Source organism: Clostridium ihumii AP5, assembly GCF_000612845.1.
Taxonomy (GTDB): Bacteria; Bacillota; Clostridia; order Clostridiales; family Clostridiaceae; genus Clostridium_J; species Clostridium_J ihumii.
Window position 1 is genome coordinate 1 of the sequence record NZ_CCAT010000004.1, and the last position, 15,116, is coordinate 15,116.

Below are 15,116 nucleotides of genomic sequence, written 5' to 3' on the forward strand. Positions count from 1 at the left end.
CTCGCCTACCAAAATTGAAATGAAATCTCCTTTACCCCTTTGTAGCTGAGACTTTAGTCTTGGCGCTTTTTGATATAGATACAACATTTAAAATAACAGCGTATAATTGCAAGAATGAATTCTACCCTACAGATGTTGGAACAATTTTTAATATAACATCATATAATTTGCAAGGTTAAAACCTCGCCTACCTTATCAATTGACAGTTAACAATGGACATTTATTTAGTTTAATTAAAAAAAGCACCCTACATATCAATGTAGAATGCTTTTTTTATTAATTATTTTGTTCCGAATAATCTATCTCCTGCATCACCAAGACCTGGAACTATATATCCATGCTCATTTAATTTTTCATCTAATCCAGCTAAATATATATCAACATCTGGATGTGCTTTCTGAACTGCTTTAGCTCCTTCTGGTGATGATATTAAGCACATTAATTTTATGCTTTTTGCTCCTCTTTTCTTTAATGCATCAATTGCATCTATAGCAGAACCACCAGTTGCAAGCATTGGATCTGTAACTATTACATCTCTGTCTTCTATATCTTGTGGTAATTTGCAGAAGTATTCTACTGGTTGTAATGTTTCTTCATCTCTATACATACCTATATGTCCAACTTTTGCAGCTGGTATTAATTTTAACATTCCATCAACCATACCAAGTCCAGCTCTTAATATTGGAACTATAGCAAGTTTCTTTCCTGATAACATTTTACATGTAGTTTTGCATATTGGAGTTTCTATTTCAACATCTTCAACTTGTATGTCTCTTGTAACTTCATAAGCCATAAGCATTGCTACTTCTTCAACTAATTCTCTAAAATCTTTAGAACCTGTATTTTTATCTCTTATCATAGCCAACTTATGTTTTATTAATGGATGTTCTATTTGTGTTAATTTACTCATATAATGAATCCTCCCTTTATTTAAAAAACTATTATTTTTGCTTTATTTAAAATAATTATTTTATGTTTAAATACTACTTAGAGTATTTTTTTTCTATCTCTGTTATTTTATCTATTCTTCTTTGGTGACGTTCACCCTCAAACTTAGCTTCTAAGAAAGTATCGACTATATCTAATGCTAGTCCTTTTCCTACAACTCTTTCACCTAATGCTAATATATTTGCATTATTATGTTGTCTTGTAGCATGTGCACTGAAGGTGTCACTACAAAGTGCTGCTCTAATTCCTGGAACTTTATTTGCTGAAATGCTTATTCCTATTCCAGTTCCACATACTAATATTCCAAAATCAAAATCGCCACTTGCAACTTCTTCTGCTACCTTTAAAGCATATTCTGGATAATCACAAGATTCTTCTTTATATGTTCCAAAATCTTTTAACTCATAACCTTTCTCTTCTAGGTGTTTTATTATTTCTTTTTTTAAGTTTATTCCACCATGGTCACTACCTAATGCAATTTTCATTTTACACCCCTCCAAATTCTTCTTTTAATATATTTTATATAAAATAAGTAACTTATTTTAGTATGTACAAAATCTAATAAAATACTTAAAATCAAAGTATAATTTAAAACTTTAATACTTTGCACAAAAAAAAGATATTAGTCTTAATTACTAGTATCTTTTTCTATTTTATCAATAAGTAATAGAACATTACTTTCGACTTCCTCAAAAGTCTTAAAATAAATGTCTATTTCCCCGCCAAATGGGTCAATAACATCTCCGCTTCTTCCTATATACTCATTGAATGTAAATACTTTATTTTTAAATTGTGGCACTTCATTTAATATGTAAGTTTTCATGTATGTTGTCATGGTAAGAACTATATCAGCGTCTTCAATAAGTTCTAAATTAAGCTGAATAGAACTTCTATTTGATATATCAATATTATACTTTTGCTTTAAAACTAAATAAGTATTTAAAGATGTTTTAGAAGAAGGATTAGTAAATAAACCTGCTGATTTCGCAGTCACATTTTGCAGGTTGCAATGATAATTAAACAATGCTTCTGCCATATTACTTCTACATGTATTACCTGTACATATAAATAAAATCTTCACGTTACCTTCTCCTTTACTAAACTATACTTCTATAATATTAAATCCAGCACTTTTATTTAGTCTATTCATTATAGCAAGGCCAACACCTTGTTCATCAAAAGCTTCACATAATATTATATCTACATCTTCTGAATCAAAACTTCTTAAAACATGAAATAAATTCTTTGCTATATCATTTAAGCTATCTCTACTTCCCAATGATTTTATAATTCCATTATTATAAAATTCTTTAGTTTCATCAGTAGCAATGATTCCTACTGTCATTTTATTTTCTATATAATTTAACATCATTTCATTAATTTTTGCAATAGTTTTTTCAATTTCTCCTTTAAAAATTTTTACAGGAGCTTTTGGAGCATAGTGTCTATACTTCATTCCAGGAGCTTTTGGCTTAAAATCTTTAGTAGGCTTTGATGATATTGATGAATCCATATATACATCTTTATCTACAGTTTTTAACATTTCTAAAGTAATACCACCTGGTCTTAATATGCAAATTGGATTTGTTGTACAATCAACTATAGTGGATTCTAATCCAACTTCACTTTTGGTACCACCAATTATATAATCTACTTTACCATCTAAATCTTCTATGCAACTTTCAACATCTGTTGGACTTGGTCTTCCTGATATATTGGCAGATGGTGCCGCAATTGCTGTTTTAGATGCTCTTATAAGTTCTGCTGCAATTTTATTGCTTGGCATTCTAATTCCTACAGTATCTAAATTGGCACTTGTAGTCATAGGTATCAAATCACTTTTTTCCATAATTAAAGTTATAGGACCTGGCCAAAATTTATTCATAATTTTTTTTGCAACTTCTGGAATATTTTTAACATATGGATCTATATTGAAGTCAGCTACATGAATTATTAAAGGATTATCTTGTGGCCTTCCTTTTGCTATAAATATTTTTTTAACAGCTTCTTCGTCTAATGCATTAGCCCCTAATCCATAAACTGTTTCTGTAGGAAATGCTACAAGTCCACCATCTTTTATAACATCTCCTGCTTCATTTAGTATATTCATATCTATATTATCTTCTTGTATATTAACAACTTTTGTTTTCATAAAAAACACCTCTAATTTATATGATTTATTATTTTATAATATATTTAGCATAATAAATCCAATAATAATTCCTAGTATAGTAGTTATTGATGTTGTAAAACTGTCTGTTAAACTATTGCTCTCTGGTAACATTTGTCCAAAGACCACATAAATCATTACGCCACTTGCAAAAGCTATCGATGTTCCTAATACTACTTTTGATATACTTCCTATTATAATTCCGAGCCAAGCTCCAATCATTGTAGGAAATGCTACCCAAAATGCATATGTTAATATTTTCCTTGGTTTCATTCCAGAAACAACTAATGGAGTTGCTACAGCAAGTCCTTCTGGGACATCATGTATTGAAATTAATGCTGCCATTTTTATTCCTAAATTACTTTCTTTCAAAAATCCAAATCCCATAACTAAGCCTTCTGGGAAATTATGAATCATCATAGCAAGTCCCATCAAAATTGCAACTTTTAAATGTGAATCATTATTTTTGCCAGCTCTTCTACTTAAAACATCTATAATTAGTATTAGACTTATGCCAATTAAAATTACAAGTAATGTTTTTAAAAACCCATTATACTCTATAGCCTCTGGTATTAATTCTAAAAATATTATAGATATCATTATACCTGTTGCTGCACCTAATATGCTTCCCATAAGCCGTTTTGATGGATTTTTTAGCATTACTCCTAGAGTTGCCCCTATAAGTGTTCCAAGAATTGATACAAGTGCAGAAAATACACCTATATAGAATATAGTTCCCATAAAATCCCCCCACTTTATACCTTCTCAAATATAAAGAGAAAATACATTGTATATTATTTTTATTCTTAAGCATTTGAAGTTTTAATTTAAAATTAAAATTCATTCTCTATAACAATGTATTTTAGGTTTTTAATATTTATTCTTGACTTCTATATTCTTTTATTTTTTCTATAGTTATATCTGTAAAAATAGCACTAACACAAGTTTTATACAAATAATCTAATAACATGTATTTTTTTATTCCACCTTTTTTTATTACAAAATAAAAATAAGGATCCTCATCTTCTTTCCTTATTCTATTATAATACTTATCAATTATAGGTTGCTTTGATAAAAATCTAAAATCTACATGTTTTAATCTTTTGTTTCTAAATCTACTTTTACTTATAATAAGTATATCAAAAAACTTTCCAGTTGGTATTATGTGTATAATAGCTATTTTATTTGGAATAATTGTGTATTTTCTATGTAAAACCCCTACTTCTATAGCTACTTTACTCCCAATTTGTTTAAACTCTAAAACTTCTTCATTTGTTCTTATCATCATGGATTCTAAAATTAAAACTTCAATTATTAATAAGTATAAATAAAAAAATGGATTATTAATTTTAGAACAAATTAATGCTATGGGCAATCCTATAAAAATAAAGCCCATAGACAGCATAAACCTTTTATAAGATTTTTTTTGCTTCTTAAGGACTTTATTTATATCCATAAATTCACACTCCAATTAAAAATTAAATTTCACTATTTCCTAATGATTTCATTTTCTCTGCTTGGTCTGCTGTTATTAGAGCATCTAAGATTTCATCTATATCTCCATCAAGAAAATTTTCCAATTTATATAAAGTTAATCCAATTCTATGGTCACTAACTCTTCCTTGAGGGTAATTATAAGTTCTTATTCTCTCACTTCTATCCCCTGTTCCAACTTGGCTCTTTCTATCTTCTGCGATTCCAGCAGCTCTTTCAGCTTGAGCTTTTTCATATAATCTTGCTCTTAATATTTTTAAAGCTTTTTCTTTGTTTTTAAGCTGTGATTTTTCATCTTGACAAGATACTACAAGTCCTGTTGGTACGTGTGTCATTCTTACAGCTGAGTCTGTAGTATTAACACACTGTCCACCGTTTCCTGATGCTCTGAAAACATCTACTCTAATGTCATTCATGTTTATTTCTAAATCAACATCATCAACTTCTGGTAAAACAGCAACTGTTGCTGTAGATGTGTGAATTCTTCCACTTGATTCTGTGTCTGGAACCCTTTGAACTCTATGAACTCCACTTTCATATTTTAATTTACTATATGCCTTATTTCCTTTTACCATGAATACAACTTCTTTGAATCCACCGATATCAGTTTCATTTGCACTCATCATTTCAACTTTCCATCTATTTCTTTCAGCATATCTTGTGTACATTCTAAATAAGTTAGCAGCAAATAGTGCAGCTTCATCTCCACCTGCTCCACCTCTTATTTCTATAAATACGTTCTTATCGTCATTAGGATCTTTTGGTAATAATAATATTTTTAATTCTTCTTGAGATGTCTCTATAACTTCATTAAGATGTTTTATATCCTCTTGAATCATTTCTTTCATCTCTCTATCTGATTCAGCAGTTAACATTTCTTTGTTTTCTTCTAAATCATTTACAGCATTTTTATACTCTCTGTATTTTGCAACTACAGCTTCTAAATCAGCATGTTCTTTACATAATTTCTGCCATTCCTTTTGATTAGCCATAATTGCTGGATCACTTATTTTATTTGAAAGTTCATCATATTTATTTTCAATAAATTGTAATCTATCTAACATAAACTCATCACTCCGTACCTTAATATATTTTTTTATTTAAACTGTATCGTAAATTCTTATTATCGTGAATCCACTCTAATTTATAAAATATAATTTTCAAAATGGTAAATTCACTTTTGCTACAAATCTGCATTTAGTTATTATAATTTTAAAGCCTTATTTAAATTACTATAAATTGTATGTTTCCCTAAGAACACTTTAAAATTTTTCTTTGTTTATTTTTTCATCATTTTATTATATCAATAAATAGATATGTTTGCAATTTTAAAGAGCCATTTTAAAGTTGTTTTTGTCCTATAACAACTCTATCATTATTATATAAATCTTTAAGAGAATATATATTTTCAAATTTATTTTCTTCTAATATTTTTGTAACATCATCTTTTTGATCATGTCCTATTTCAAAAGCTAAATATCCTCCACAATTTAAAATTTCATAACTTTCTTTTGTTATCCTTTTATAAAAATCCAAACCATCATCTCCACCATCTAACGCTAAGTGAGGTTCATAATTTTTAACATCTTCCATCAAAGTTGGTATAACCTCTTTTCTTATGTATGGCGGATTGGAAATAATCATATCAAATTTTAAATTTTCTTCTTTTGCTTTTTTTAATAAGTCACTATATTGTCTAAAGCATCTCTTATCTAAATTTAAATTTTTAATATTTTCTTCTGTTACCTTTAATGCTGTATCACTAATATCATATAATTTTACAGCAGTATTTTTTATATAATAAGCTACTGATAAACCTATTGCTCCACTACCACAACATACATCACATATGTCTTTAAAATTATTTTTAGTTATAATTTTAATACATTCTTCTACTAAAACTTCGGTGTCTGGTCTAGGTATCAATACACCTTGCTCCACCTTAAAATCTAACCCCATAAATTCAGTATTTCTAGTTATATATTTTATAGGCATCTTTTCAGCTCTTAATTTAATTAATTTTAAGAATTGAGTTGTCTTATCTTCTTCTATTTCTTTTTCCTTATTAAGAATTATATACACTTTATCTACATTTAAAACATGACAAAGAAGTAAATTACAATCTATCATATAACTTTCAACATTTGCTTCTTTTAATGTATTATAACCATTACTTAATAATTCTTTTATCTTCATATTTTACCTCTTCTTTTAATCTTCTATACCTTCCGCAGCTTTTAATGAAGTTATCGCTACTTCCAACATATCAAGGTCAGGTTCTCTAGTAGTTAGTTTTTGTAACATAAGACCTGGTTTAGCAATGATTTTTGCAATTTTACCATCACTTTTCCCCAAAAATCTTATAACTTCATATGTTATACCTGAAACTATAGGTAATAAAAGTATCCTTGATATTATTCTTTGAGAAATAGATTCCCATCCTGTTAATGAAAATATTATTATACTTATAATCATAACTAAGAACAAAAAGTTAGTTCCACATCTTGGATGAAATCTAGTGTATTTCTTTGCATTTTCTGGTGTTAATTCTTCACCAGCTTCATAGCAAGCAATAGATTTATGTTCTGCACCATGATACATATATACTCTTTGAATATCTTTCATCTTTCCAATTAAGACTACGTATAAAAGGAATATACACACTCTTATAATACCTTCTGCTATATTTAATCCTATATTACTATCTGTTATATAATTTTTTATTAAATTAGCTAAAAATGTAGGTACTATAAAGAATAAAAATACAGAAAAAGCTAATCCAACAACTAATGAAAATCCTATTAATATATCATTTCCTTTTTCTTTAAACGTATTTTCAAACCATTTATCAAATTTACTTTCTTCCTCTTCAGTTTCAAACAAAGATGCTGAATAATTAAGGCTTTTTATTCCTATAACCAAAGATTCTATCAAAGATACAAACCCTCTTATAATAGGAAGTCCTAAAAACTTATGTTTTTTAGTTATGCTCTCAGACTTTTCCTTTTGAACTTCTATTGAACCATCTTCTAATCTCACCGCTGTAGCTATTCCGTCTTTTCCCCTCATCATAACGCCTTCAATAACAGCCTGCCCACCAACAGATGTTTTGCTTTTTTTCTTTTCAATTTTCTCTTCCATAAATTCACCCACTTATTTATTATTTGCAACAATTGTTTTTTTCAGCCTCATACTCCTTTTTAAACTCAAAGTAGCATTTTGGACAAAGAGCTTCATATTCTATATTATCCTCTTTATCTATGGCAATTTGTTGACCTTCAAAAACAAATTTTCCATTTACAGTTCTTCCATTTAAAAGTGCTTTCTTGCCACAGTTGCATATAGTTTTTAATTCTTCTAAACTATGTGCTAACATTAAAAGTCTTGAGCTACCTTCAAATCCTTTCATTTGGAAATCTGTTCTTAGTCCATAGCATATAGTTGGTATATCTAACTTTACTGCCACTTCAAATAATTGATCAATTTGTTCTGACTTAAAAAATTGAACCTCATCTCCTAAAATACAGTTTACAGGTCCATTTTCTTTTATATAGTTTTCTATTAAATTGAAAATATTTACATCACCTTCAATCCAAAAATCTACTTTTTTTGTAACACCTAATCTAGATACTATCTTATCTCCACCTTTTGTATCTGTTTTAGGTTTTATTATTAGCACCTTCATTCCACGTTCTTCATAATTATGTGCCACTTGTAATAAATTTGTTGATTTTCCACAATTCATTGCACCATATCTAAAATATAATTTACTCATGCTTAAGCTCCTCCAATAAACTACAGACTTTTATATATTTTTCATAAAACTATAGTTTATTTTAATCTATTATTAATCTTAAATCAAATTACTTAATATTACATTATTGTTTTAATTTTTCCATTTTGTTTTAGTTATTTAACTTCATTGATTAATGAATAATTTATTTTATAAATACTATAATCATTTTTGTTTTTTAATATATTTTATTTTAATTAATTATTTATATAAAATATACATATTTATCTAGTTATATTTTTATTTTATGGATATACTATTAATATTATTGACTTTATATTTTAACCCATGATATAATTTAGAAGTTGACAATACGGATATAGTATTAATTCGAAAGAGGTGAAATCGATGAAAGAAGGAATACATCCAAAATACAACCACGAGGCTGTTGTTAGATGTGCTTGTGGAGAGACTTTCAAAACTGGATCTGTTAAAGATGAATTAAAAGTTGAAATTTGTTCTAAATGTCATCCATTCTATACTGGAAAACAAAAAATTGTTGATGCTGGTGGAAGAGTTGACAAATTCATGAAAAAATTCAATCTTAAATAATAGAGCTTATAAAAAGCAAGAATTTAATTCTTGCTTTTATTTTTTTATCATTTAAATTAATTAGAATTGTCAATTGTTTATATAGATACAAAATTTTAATTTCCATAAAAAATAGAGATGTTTTAAAACACCTCTATAAAAATCTATTTTAATAAATCTGGATTTTTTCCTACTACATCAAAAAATTCTTTATTATTTTTTGTTTTTGATAGTAAATTAATTAACTTTTCAGTAACTGCTTGTGAGTTACTTTCATTATACATTTTTTGTCTTATATTATATGTTGCTTCTAATTCTGTTTTGTTAAGTAATAAATCTTCTCTACGAGTTCCTGATTTATATATGTCTATAGCTGGGAATATTCTTCTTTCTTGAAGTTTTCTATCTAAGTGAACTTCCATGTTTCCTGTTCCCTTAAATTCTTCAAAAATCATATCATCCATTCTACTTCCTGTTTCAACTAAAGCTGTTGCTAAAATCGTTAAACTTCCGCCATTTTCAACATTTCTAGCCGCACCGAAGAATTTTTTAGGCATTAAAAGTGCTCCTGTATCTAATCCACCAGATAATGTTCTTCCAGTCCTTGTTATAGTTAGATTATATGCTCTTGCAAGTCTTGTTAAACTATCTAAAAGTATAATAACATCTTGACCTTGTTCCACCATTCTTTTAGCTCTTTCAAGAACCATATAAGCAACTTTTGTGTGATGTTCTGGTTCTTCATCAAAAGTTGAATAAATTACATCACCTTGTATGCAACGTTGCATATCTGTAACTTCCTCAGGTCTTTCATCAATTAATAGCACTATTAATTTTGACTCTGGATGATTGGTAGCTATGCTTTGAGCTATCTTCTTTAAAAGTGTTGTCTTTCCTGCTTTTGGTGGTGCTACTATTACCCCTCTTTGACCTTTACCTATTGGCGATATTATATCCATAAGTCTTGATGATAAATCTTGACTATCTGTTTCTAATTTTATTCTTTCTGTTGGATATATTGGTATAAGTTTCTCAAAAGGCTGTCTTCTTGCTGCTGCCTCTGGATTTTCTCCATTTATACTTTCAACAAATAATAACGCCTTATATTTTTCTCCCTCTTTAGGAATTCTAACTTTTCCAGAAACTTCATCACCTATTTTTAGGTTAAATCTTCTGATTTGAGATAATGATACATAAATATCATTTGGTCCACTTAAATAATTATTAGATCTTAAAAGTCCGAAGTTTCCATTATCACTTATTTCCAATACACCTTTTGCAGATCCTGATTCATTTATAAGCTCTTTAAGTCTTTCTTTTTTTTCTTCTATCGATACAGTTTCAACCTTTTCTTCTTGTTCAACTATATCATTTTCTTCTTTTGTTATCTTTTCACTTTCCACAGTTTCTATTTCGTCCTCTTTACTTTCTTTGGGTGATATTTTTTCTCTTAATACTACTCCAGATTTTTCTATTGATGCTGGTGATACTCTTTTTATTTCTTCTATAAGTTCTGATTTCTTAAACTTAGAAATACTTTTTATAGATAATTCTTTTGCAACTAATCTCAATTCAGCTAAGTTCATTTCTTCTAAGTTTTTGTTCATTAAATCCACCTCCACCATTCTCTTTTATGAACCTCCATATAATTTATAACTATAAGGTTTTAAATCTTTAAATACTTCATACCTTATTTATTACCCTATTAAAGTTTTTTCAACTTGAAATATACATTTTAAAGAGAATGTATTATCTATTTTTATATTCTAATATACAAATTTATTTAATTCTTAATATAATTTAATATTTCAACACTTATTAAAATTTTAGTTCATTTATATATCAACTGATAGAATCACTTAATTGATTTAGTCATTTACTCTAAACAACACCCTTTACTAACACTTCCCTTTTATATAATAATCCTATAATATTTACTTGTTTTATTTTTCAATTGATATATACATAAACTAAACATATATTTTGTATACACTTATTGATATTTTGCTTCTATTTTACTTTAATTCTTTTTTATAATTATGAAAGTTTAAAAACAAATACTCTAAATTGTCATCTGGGAACACTATTAATTAAAATTTTTAAATTGGATTTTATATAGCTGTAAATTTATTACTTACATATAATTCTTTGTTTATTGATAATTTTTATAAACAAAACATTTTCTATTATATTTAATTAACATTACTTTATTGGCTACATTTGAGATGACTTATTAATAATATTTGATATGAATTTTACAATTTTGCATATGTGTAGTCTCTTAATTGTTTTTAAATGCATTTTAATATATTTTGAACTACTACTAAATTAAATTATATCCCATATATTTTTTATTATCCATATTTTTGAAATAATTAACACATATTTCACTATTAATTTAACACAAATCTTATTTCTTATCTACATAAATTTATAAACACTTTTTTATTATTTTATTTATCTTCCTCTTATATTTACATCATTTACAATTATATATAAAATTATAATCTTAATAATTATTTTTTTCATTTAAATTTAATGAAAAAAGCTAATTTAAACTAAATAATTACTTAATTTAAATCAGCTTTTATTAAATATATTTATTATTTGTTTTCTAAAGAGGCTTTAACAAATTCAACAAACAATGGATGTGGTCTATTAGGCCTAGATTTTAATTCTGGATGAAATTGAGTAGCAACAAACCATGGATGATTTTCTATTTCTATAATTTCAACTAGTTTTCCATCAGGACTAATTCCACTTAAAACTAAACCGTTATCTATTAATTTCTCCCTATATATATTATTAAATTCGTATCTATGCCTATGTCTTTCATTTACAAGTTCACTTTTATATGCTTTATTTGATTTTGTACCAACTTTCAATTTACAAGGATATGAACCAAGTCTTAAAGTCCCTCCCAATTCTTCTACATTTTTCTGCTCTGACATTAAATCAATTACAGGATTTTTAGTTTCTGATACTAACTCAGCACTATTAGCATCTTCTATCTTTAAAACATTTCTTGCATATTCTATTACTGCACACTGCATTCCTAAACAAATTCCTAAGAACGGAACTTTATTTTCCCTAGCATATCTTATAGCTTCAATTTTCCCTTCTACACCTCTACTACCAAATCCTCCTGGAACCAATATGCCATCAACATCACTAAGATAAGATTTTGCATTTTCTAAATTTATACTTTCTGCATTAATCCACTTAATCTCAACATTTGAATCATTATATAATCCACCATGATTTAGTGCTTCTACAACAGAAATATATGCATCTTGAAGTTCAACATATTTTCCTACTAAACCTATTTTTACATTTTTCTTTAATGACTTAAGTTTATTAACCATTTCCATCCATTCATCATTTTTTATTGGTTTAGTTTTTAAATTTAATTTATCACAAACCAAGTTGTCTAAACCTTCCTTATGTAGCATTAATGGAACTTCATATAAATTTTCTGCATCTAAATTTTGTATAACCGATGTTCCTTCTATATTGCAAAAAAGACCAATTTTATTTTTTATTTCAGTGGATAATTCTTTCTCTGAGCGACATACTATTATATCGGGTTGTATGCCTATTGAACGTAATTCCTTTACAGAGTGTTGTGTTGGTTTTGTCTTAAGTTCACCAGCTTTGCCAAGATACGGTACCAATGTAACATGTATAAAGCAAGTGTTTTCTTTTCCAACTTCATATTGTATTTGTCTTATAGCCTCTAAGAAAGGTTGTGATTCTATATCTCCTACAGTCCCCCCTATTTCAGTTATAACTACATCTACATCTGTTTCTTTTTCCACATTATAAATTCTCTCTTTAAGTTCATTAGTTATATGTGGAATAACCTGTACAGTTCCACCTAAGTATTCTCCTCTTCTTTCTTTTGATATTACAGAGTAATATACCTTTCCAGAAGTAACATTGCTATTTTTTGTTAAGTTTTCATCTATAAATCTTTCATAATGCCCTAAGTCTAAATCAGTCTCTGCACCATCTTCAGTAACAAATACCTCTCCATGTTGATATGGACTCATAGTTCCTGGATCTATATTTAAATATGGGTCGAATTTTTGAATTGATACTCTTAATCCTCTATTTTTTAAAAGCCTTCCTAATGAAGCTGCTGTTATTCCTTTTCCTAATGAAGATACTACTCCACCTGTAACAAATATATATTTTGTATTCATATTGAACCTCCTAAAATTTCTATTTATATAGTTGACTTTATATTTCTTCAAAATGTTTAGGCTCTAAGCTTGAATATATATTTATAATGCAAAACTTAGAACCTTTATATAAAATGAAAAAATATGTTGACAAGGTTAAACTTTTACCCTATAATAGAAATTACCCTAATCAGTAAAATGGGATTTCTATTTTCAAAAACAAGTTATATATTATCATACTTTTTAAAAGTATGCTAGTATTTTTTTGTGTTTTTTTATTTTAATTTAGATATTAATATTTTTTATATATAAAACCCCTATAAATCAAATTGATTTATAGGGGTTTTTAAATTATTTAATTTTTATATTTCCTCTTAAAACAGTAGTTATATGTTGTTGACCTCCAACAATCATGTCATACTCAACATTTATATCTCCACCATTTTCATCCACATTTGTTTTTACTTCTCTTGTTCTTAACTTAAGACATAATCCTCCATGCGGCGTACTATATAATACATCTTCTTCATTGTTTCTTTTAAAATTCATAGTTGTTGTAATTGTACCTTCTCTCATAAGAGAAAAGCCTTCACCATTTATTTTTAAAGTTGTTACTGTACCTTCCATGCCAGAAGCTTCTGTTTCCTCATAAACAGCATAGTAATAACCATCTTCTTCATAGAACTTACCCGTAGTTACAACTTCTATCTCTTCATCTTCATCTTGTACACTAACAATAGTGATTACTGCATTATTTTCTTCCATATTACCCAATCTCCCTAGTTAATTATATATTTAGCTAAATAACTATCATCTACATTTTCAACTTTTATTTCATTATTAGAAGGCTTTCCATACATACCATATTTAACAATGATTTCTTTTTCATCTTTTCCTTTACAGTAACGTGCTGTAACTTTTGCCGCTAACTCTATATCTTCTTCAGTTATGTCTCCAATTGCAACAACCATCGAACCCTTAAAATCTCTAGCTAAGAATATCATATCATCTTTTGAAAGCAACTTTTTCATTATTTCACATTCATCAGCTGTTCTTGTTGATACAATTTTTGCTTTTTCAGATACTCTAAAGTGTCTTCCTATTTTTAAAAGTTCTAACTCTCTCTCCGTTGCATCTCCATTAGATTTTAATATATCTTTTAATCTTTTTGAATAGTTAGGTTCTGTAAGTTTACATCCACCTGCTGGTGATGGATAATCTTTTATTCCCCATTTTTCCGCAAGTTCCATTTGAACTTTTCTATTTCTTCCTTCTATGTCTAAAAGTTTTTCTCTATCTACAAGTCCACTTTTCTCCATTTCTGTTTCATCTAAATTTTTTGCACAAAGTGGTCTTAATATTTTTTCTCCAATACCACTTTCTTTTTTTACTTTATTTAAAGCATTTTTATTTTGAGACATTGGTCTTTGATTAAGAACTTCCCCCGTTATGATAAAGTCAGCATTAAATCTTTCTAACAATTCACCACAATACTTCATCATCATAGCATGGCAATCTATACATGGATTCATATTTTTTCCATAACCATTCTTAGGATGTTTAACCATTTCAAAATGTTCTTTACTGAAATCTACCACTTCTAATTTTATTCCTATTTGTTCAACCATTCTTTTTGCATTTTCTTCATTAAAAAAGTGTGATTTAAAACAAATCCCTATAACTTCTACTCCTTGGTCCTTTACTAATTTTGCTGCTAATATACTATCAAGTCCACCTGAAACCATAGCTAATGCTCTTGTCATATTCGTATTCTCCTTAAATTAAAATATTTTACAACCTTTAATGTTAAAATTGTTTTTCAACATTAAATCAATAATTAGATGAAAATTTTCTAAATACCTCATTTAACCTTACTTTTATTTTTCAGATTAAAGCTTTAGATATTTTCATATATATAATCATAAATTATAAGCTTTGTTATTCTTCATTAAATTATAACCAATTGTTAGATATAACAAAACTTATTCCTAAAATT

The 15,116-nt window shown here is 27.5% G+C and carries 15 protein-coding genes; 1 reads left to right on the top strand and 14 read right to left on the bottom strand.

From position 1 onward, the window contains the following. Positions 1-280: 280 nt before the first annotated feature. From upp to BN346_RS00635, 10 genes are all read right to left on the bottom strand, one after another. Complete coding sequence (upp, locus tag BN346_RS00590; protein ID WP_034438218.1) at positions 281-910, bottom strand: uracil phosphoribosyltransferase; 630 nt, start codon at positions 908-910, stop codon at positions 281-283. A 73-nt stretch (positions 911-983) separates the two neighbouring features. Next, positions 984-1,433 carry a ribose 5-phosphate isomerase B gene (rpiB, locus tag BN346_RS00595; protein ID WP_034438221.1) on the bottom strand — a complete coding sequence of 150 codons (450 nt, stop codon included), beginning with the start codon at positions 1,431-1,433 and terminating at the stop codon, positions 984-986. Positions 1,434-1,576: 143 nt separating this feature from the next. Beyond that, positions 1,577-2,029, bottom strand: coding sequence for a low molecular weight protein arginine phosphatase (locus BN346_RS00600; RefSeq protein WP_034438223.1), 453 nt, complete (start codon positions 2,027-2,029; stop codon positions 1,577-1,579). A 21-nt stretch (positions 2,030-2,050) separates the two neighbouring features. Then, positions 2,051-3,100, bottom strand: a complete 1,050-nt coding sequence (locus tag BN346_RS00605) for an L-threonylcarbamoyladenylate synthase (protein WP_034438225.1) — start codon at positions 3,098-3,100, stop codon at positions 2,051-2,053. Between the two features lie 33 nt (positions 3,101-3,133). Beyond that, positions 3,134-3,859, bottom strand: coding sequence for a ZIP family metal transporter (locus BN346_RS00610; protein WP_034438226.1), 726 nt, complete (start codon positions 3,857-3,859; stop codon positions 3,134-3,136). Positions 3,860-3,995: 136 nt separating this feature from the next. Continuing rightward, on the bottom strand, positions 3,996-4,574 hold the full coding sequence (locus tag BN346_RS00615; protein WP_034438227.1) for a hypothetical protein: 579 nt from the start codon (positions 4,572-4,574) through the stop codon (positions 3,996-3,998). Between the two features lie 22 nt (positions 4,575-4,596). Beyond that, entirely contained in the window at positions 4,597-5,676 is a 1,080-nt protein-coding gene (prfA, locus tag BN346_RS00620; RefSeq protein ID WP_034438230.1) for a peptide chain release factor 1, read from the bottom strand. Between the two features lie 277 nt (positions 5,677-5,953). Continuing rightward, positions 5,954-6,808 (bottom strand): peptide chain release factor N(5)-glutamine methyltransferase, encoded by an 855-nt coding sequence (gene prmC / locus BN346_RS00625; protein ID WP_034438232.1) that lies wholly within the window; start codon positions 6,806-6,808, stop codon positions 5,954-5,956. 15 nt (positions 6,809-6,823) lie between these two features. Continuing rightward, positions 6,824-7,753 (bottom strand): DUF1385 domain-containing protein, encoded by a 930-nt coding sequence (locus tag BN346_RS00630; RefSeq protein WP_034438233.1) that lies wholly within the window; start codon positions 7,751-7,753, stop codon positions 6,824-6,826. A 19-nt stretch (positions 7,754-7,772) separates the two neighbouring features. Next, the gene (locus BN346_RS00635; RefSeq protein WP_034438235.1) at positions 7,773-8,387 is read right to left on the bottom strand and encodes a thymidine kinase; all 615 of its coding nucleotides are present in this window, start codon (positions 8,385-8,387) and stop codon (positions 7,773-7,775) included. Positions 8,388-8,753: 366 nt separating this feature from the next. Here BN346_RS00635 and rpmE point away from each other — a divergent pair, with 366 nt between their 5' ends. Beyond that, positions 8,754-8,957, top strand: a complete 204-nt coding sequence (rpmE, locus tag BN346_RS00640) for a 50S ribosomal protein L31 (RefSeq protein ID WP_034438236.1) — start codon at positions 8,754-8,756, stop codon at positions 8,955-8,957. Positions 8,958-9,100: 143 nt separating this feature from the next. Here the strand turns inward: rpmE and rho are convergent, their stop codons facing one another. The 4 genes from rho to BN346_RS00660 form a co-directional block, all read right to left on the bottom strand. Continuing rightward, on the bottom strand, positions 9,101-10,543 hold the full coding sequence (gene rho / locus BN346_RS00645) for a transcription termination factor Rho (protein WP_101541656.1): 1,443 nt from the start codon (positions 10,541-10,543) through the stop codon (positions 9,101-9,103). A 996-nt stretch (positions 10,544-11,539) separates the two neighbouring features. Beyond that, positions 11,540-13,141 carry a CTP synthase gene (locus tag BN346_RS00650; protein WP_034438240.1) on the bottom strand — a complete coding sequence of 534 codons (1,602 nt, stop codon included), beginning with the start codon at positions 13,139-13,141 and terminating at the stop codon, positions 11,540-11,542. Between the two features lie 330 nt (positions 13,142-13,471). Then, entirely contained in the window at positions 13,472-13,885 is a 414-nt protein-coding gene (locus BN346_RS00655; protein ID WP_034438242.1) for a YwiB family protein, read from the bottom strand. Positions 13,886-13,899: 14 nt separating this feature from the next. Beyond that, a complete protein-coding gene (locus tag BN346_RS00660) occupies positions 13,900-14,883 on the bottom strand; it encodes a queuosine synthesis (protein WP_034438244.1) in 984 nt (327 codons plus the stop codon). Between the last annotated feature and the right edge of the window lie 233 nt (positions 14,884-15,116).

Excerpts from the sequence above, each read along its gene's own strand:
- BN346_RS00655 (WP_034438242.1), bottom strand. The coding sequence starts at position 13,885 with ATGGAAGAAAATAATGCAGTAATCACTATTGTTAGTGTACAAGATGAA.
- rpmE (WP_034438236.1), top strand. The coding sequence starts at position 8,754 with ATGAAAGAAGGAATACATCCAAAATACAACCACGAGGCTGTTGTTAGA.
- upp (WP_034438218.1), bottom strand. The coding sequence starts at position 910 with ATGAGTAAATTAACACAAATAGAACATCCATTAATAAAACATAAGTTG.
- prmC (WP_034438232.1), bottom strand. The coding sequence starts at position 6,808 with ATGAAGATAAAAGAATTATTAAGTAATGGTTATAATACATTAAAAGAA.
- rpiB (WP_034438221.1), bottom strand. The coding sequence starts at position 1,433 with ATGAAAATTGCATTAGGTAGTGACCATGGTGGAATAAACTTAAAAAAA.
- BN346_RS00610 (WP_034438226.1), bottom strand. The coding sequence starts at position 3,859 with ATGGGAACTATATTCTATATAGGTGTATTTTCTGCACTTGTATCAATT.
- BN346_RS00660 (WP_034438244.1), bottom strand. The coding sequence starts at position 14,883 with ATGACAAGAGCATTAGCTATGGTTTCAGGTGGACTTGATAGTATATTA.
- BN346_RS00605 (WP_034438225.1), bottom strand. The coding sequence starts at position 3,100 with ATGAAAACAAAAGTTGTTAATATACAAGAAGATAATATAGATATGAAT.
- BN346_RS00635 (WP_034438235.1), bottom strand. The coding sequence starts at position 8,387 with ATGAGTAAATTATATTTTAGATATGGTGCAATGAATTGTGGAAAATCA.
- BN346_RS00615 (WP_034438227.1), bottom strand. The coding sequence starts at position 4,574 with ATGGATATAAATAAAGTCCTTAAGAAGCAAAAAAAATCTTATAAAAGG.
- prfA (WP_034438230.1), bottom strand. The coding sequence starts at position 5,676 with ATGTTAGATAGATTACAATTTATTGAAAATAAATATGATGAACTTTCA.
- rho (WP_101541656.1), bottom strand. The coding sequence starts at position 10,543 with ATGAACAAAAACTTAGAAGAAATGAACTTAGCTGAATTGAGATTAGTT.
- BN346_RS00630 (WP_034438233.1), bottom strand. The coding sequence starts at position 7,753 with ATGGAAGAGAAAATTGAAAAGAAAAAAAGCAAAACATCTGTTGGTGGG.
- BN346_RS00650 (WP_034438240.1), bottom strand. The coding sequence starts at position 13,141 with ATGAATACAAAATATATATTTGTTACAGGTGGAGTAGTATCTTCATTA.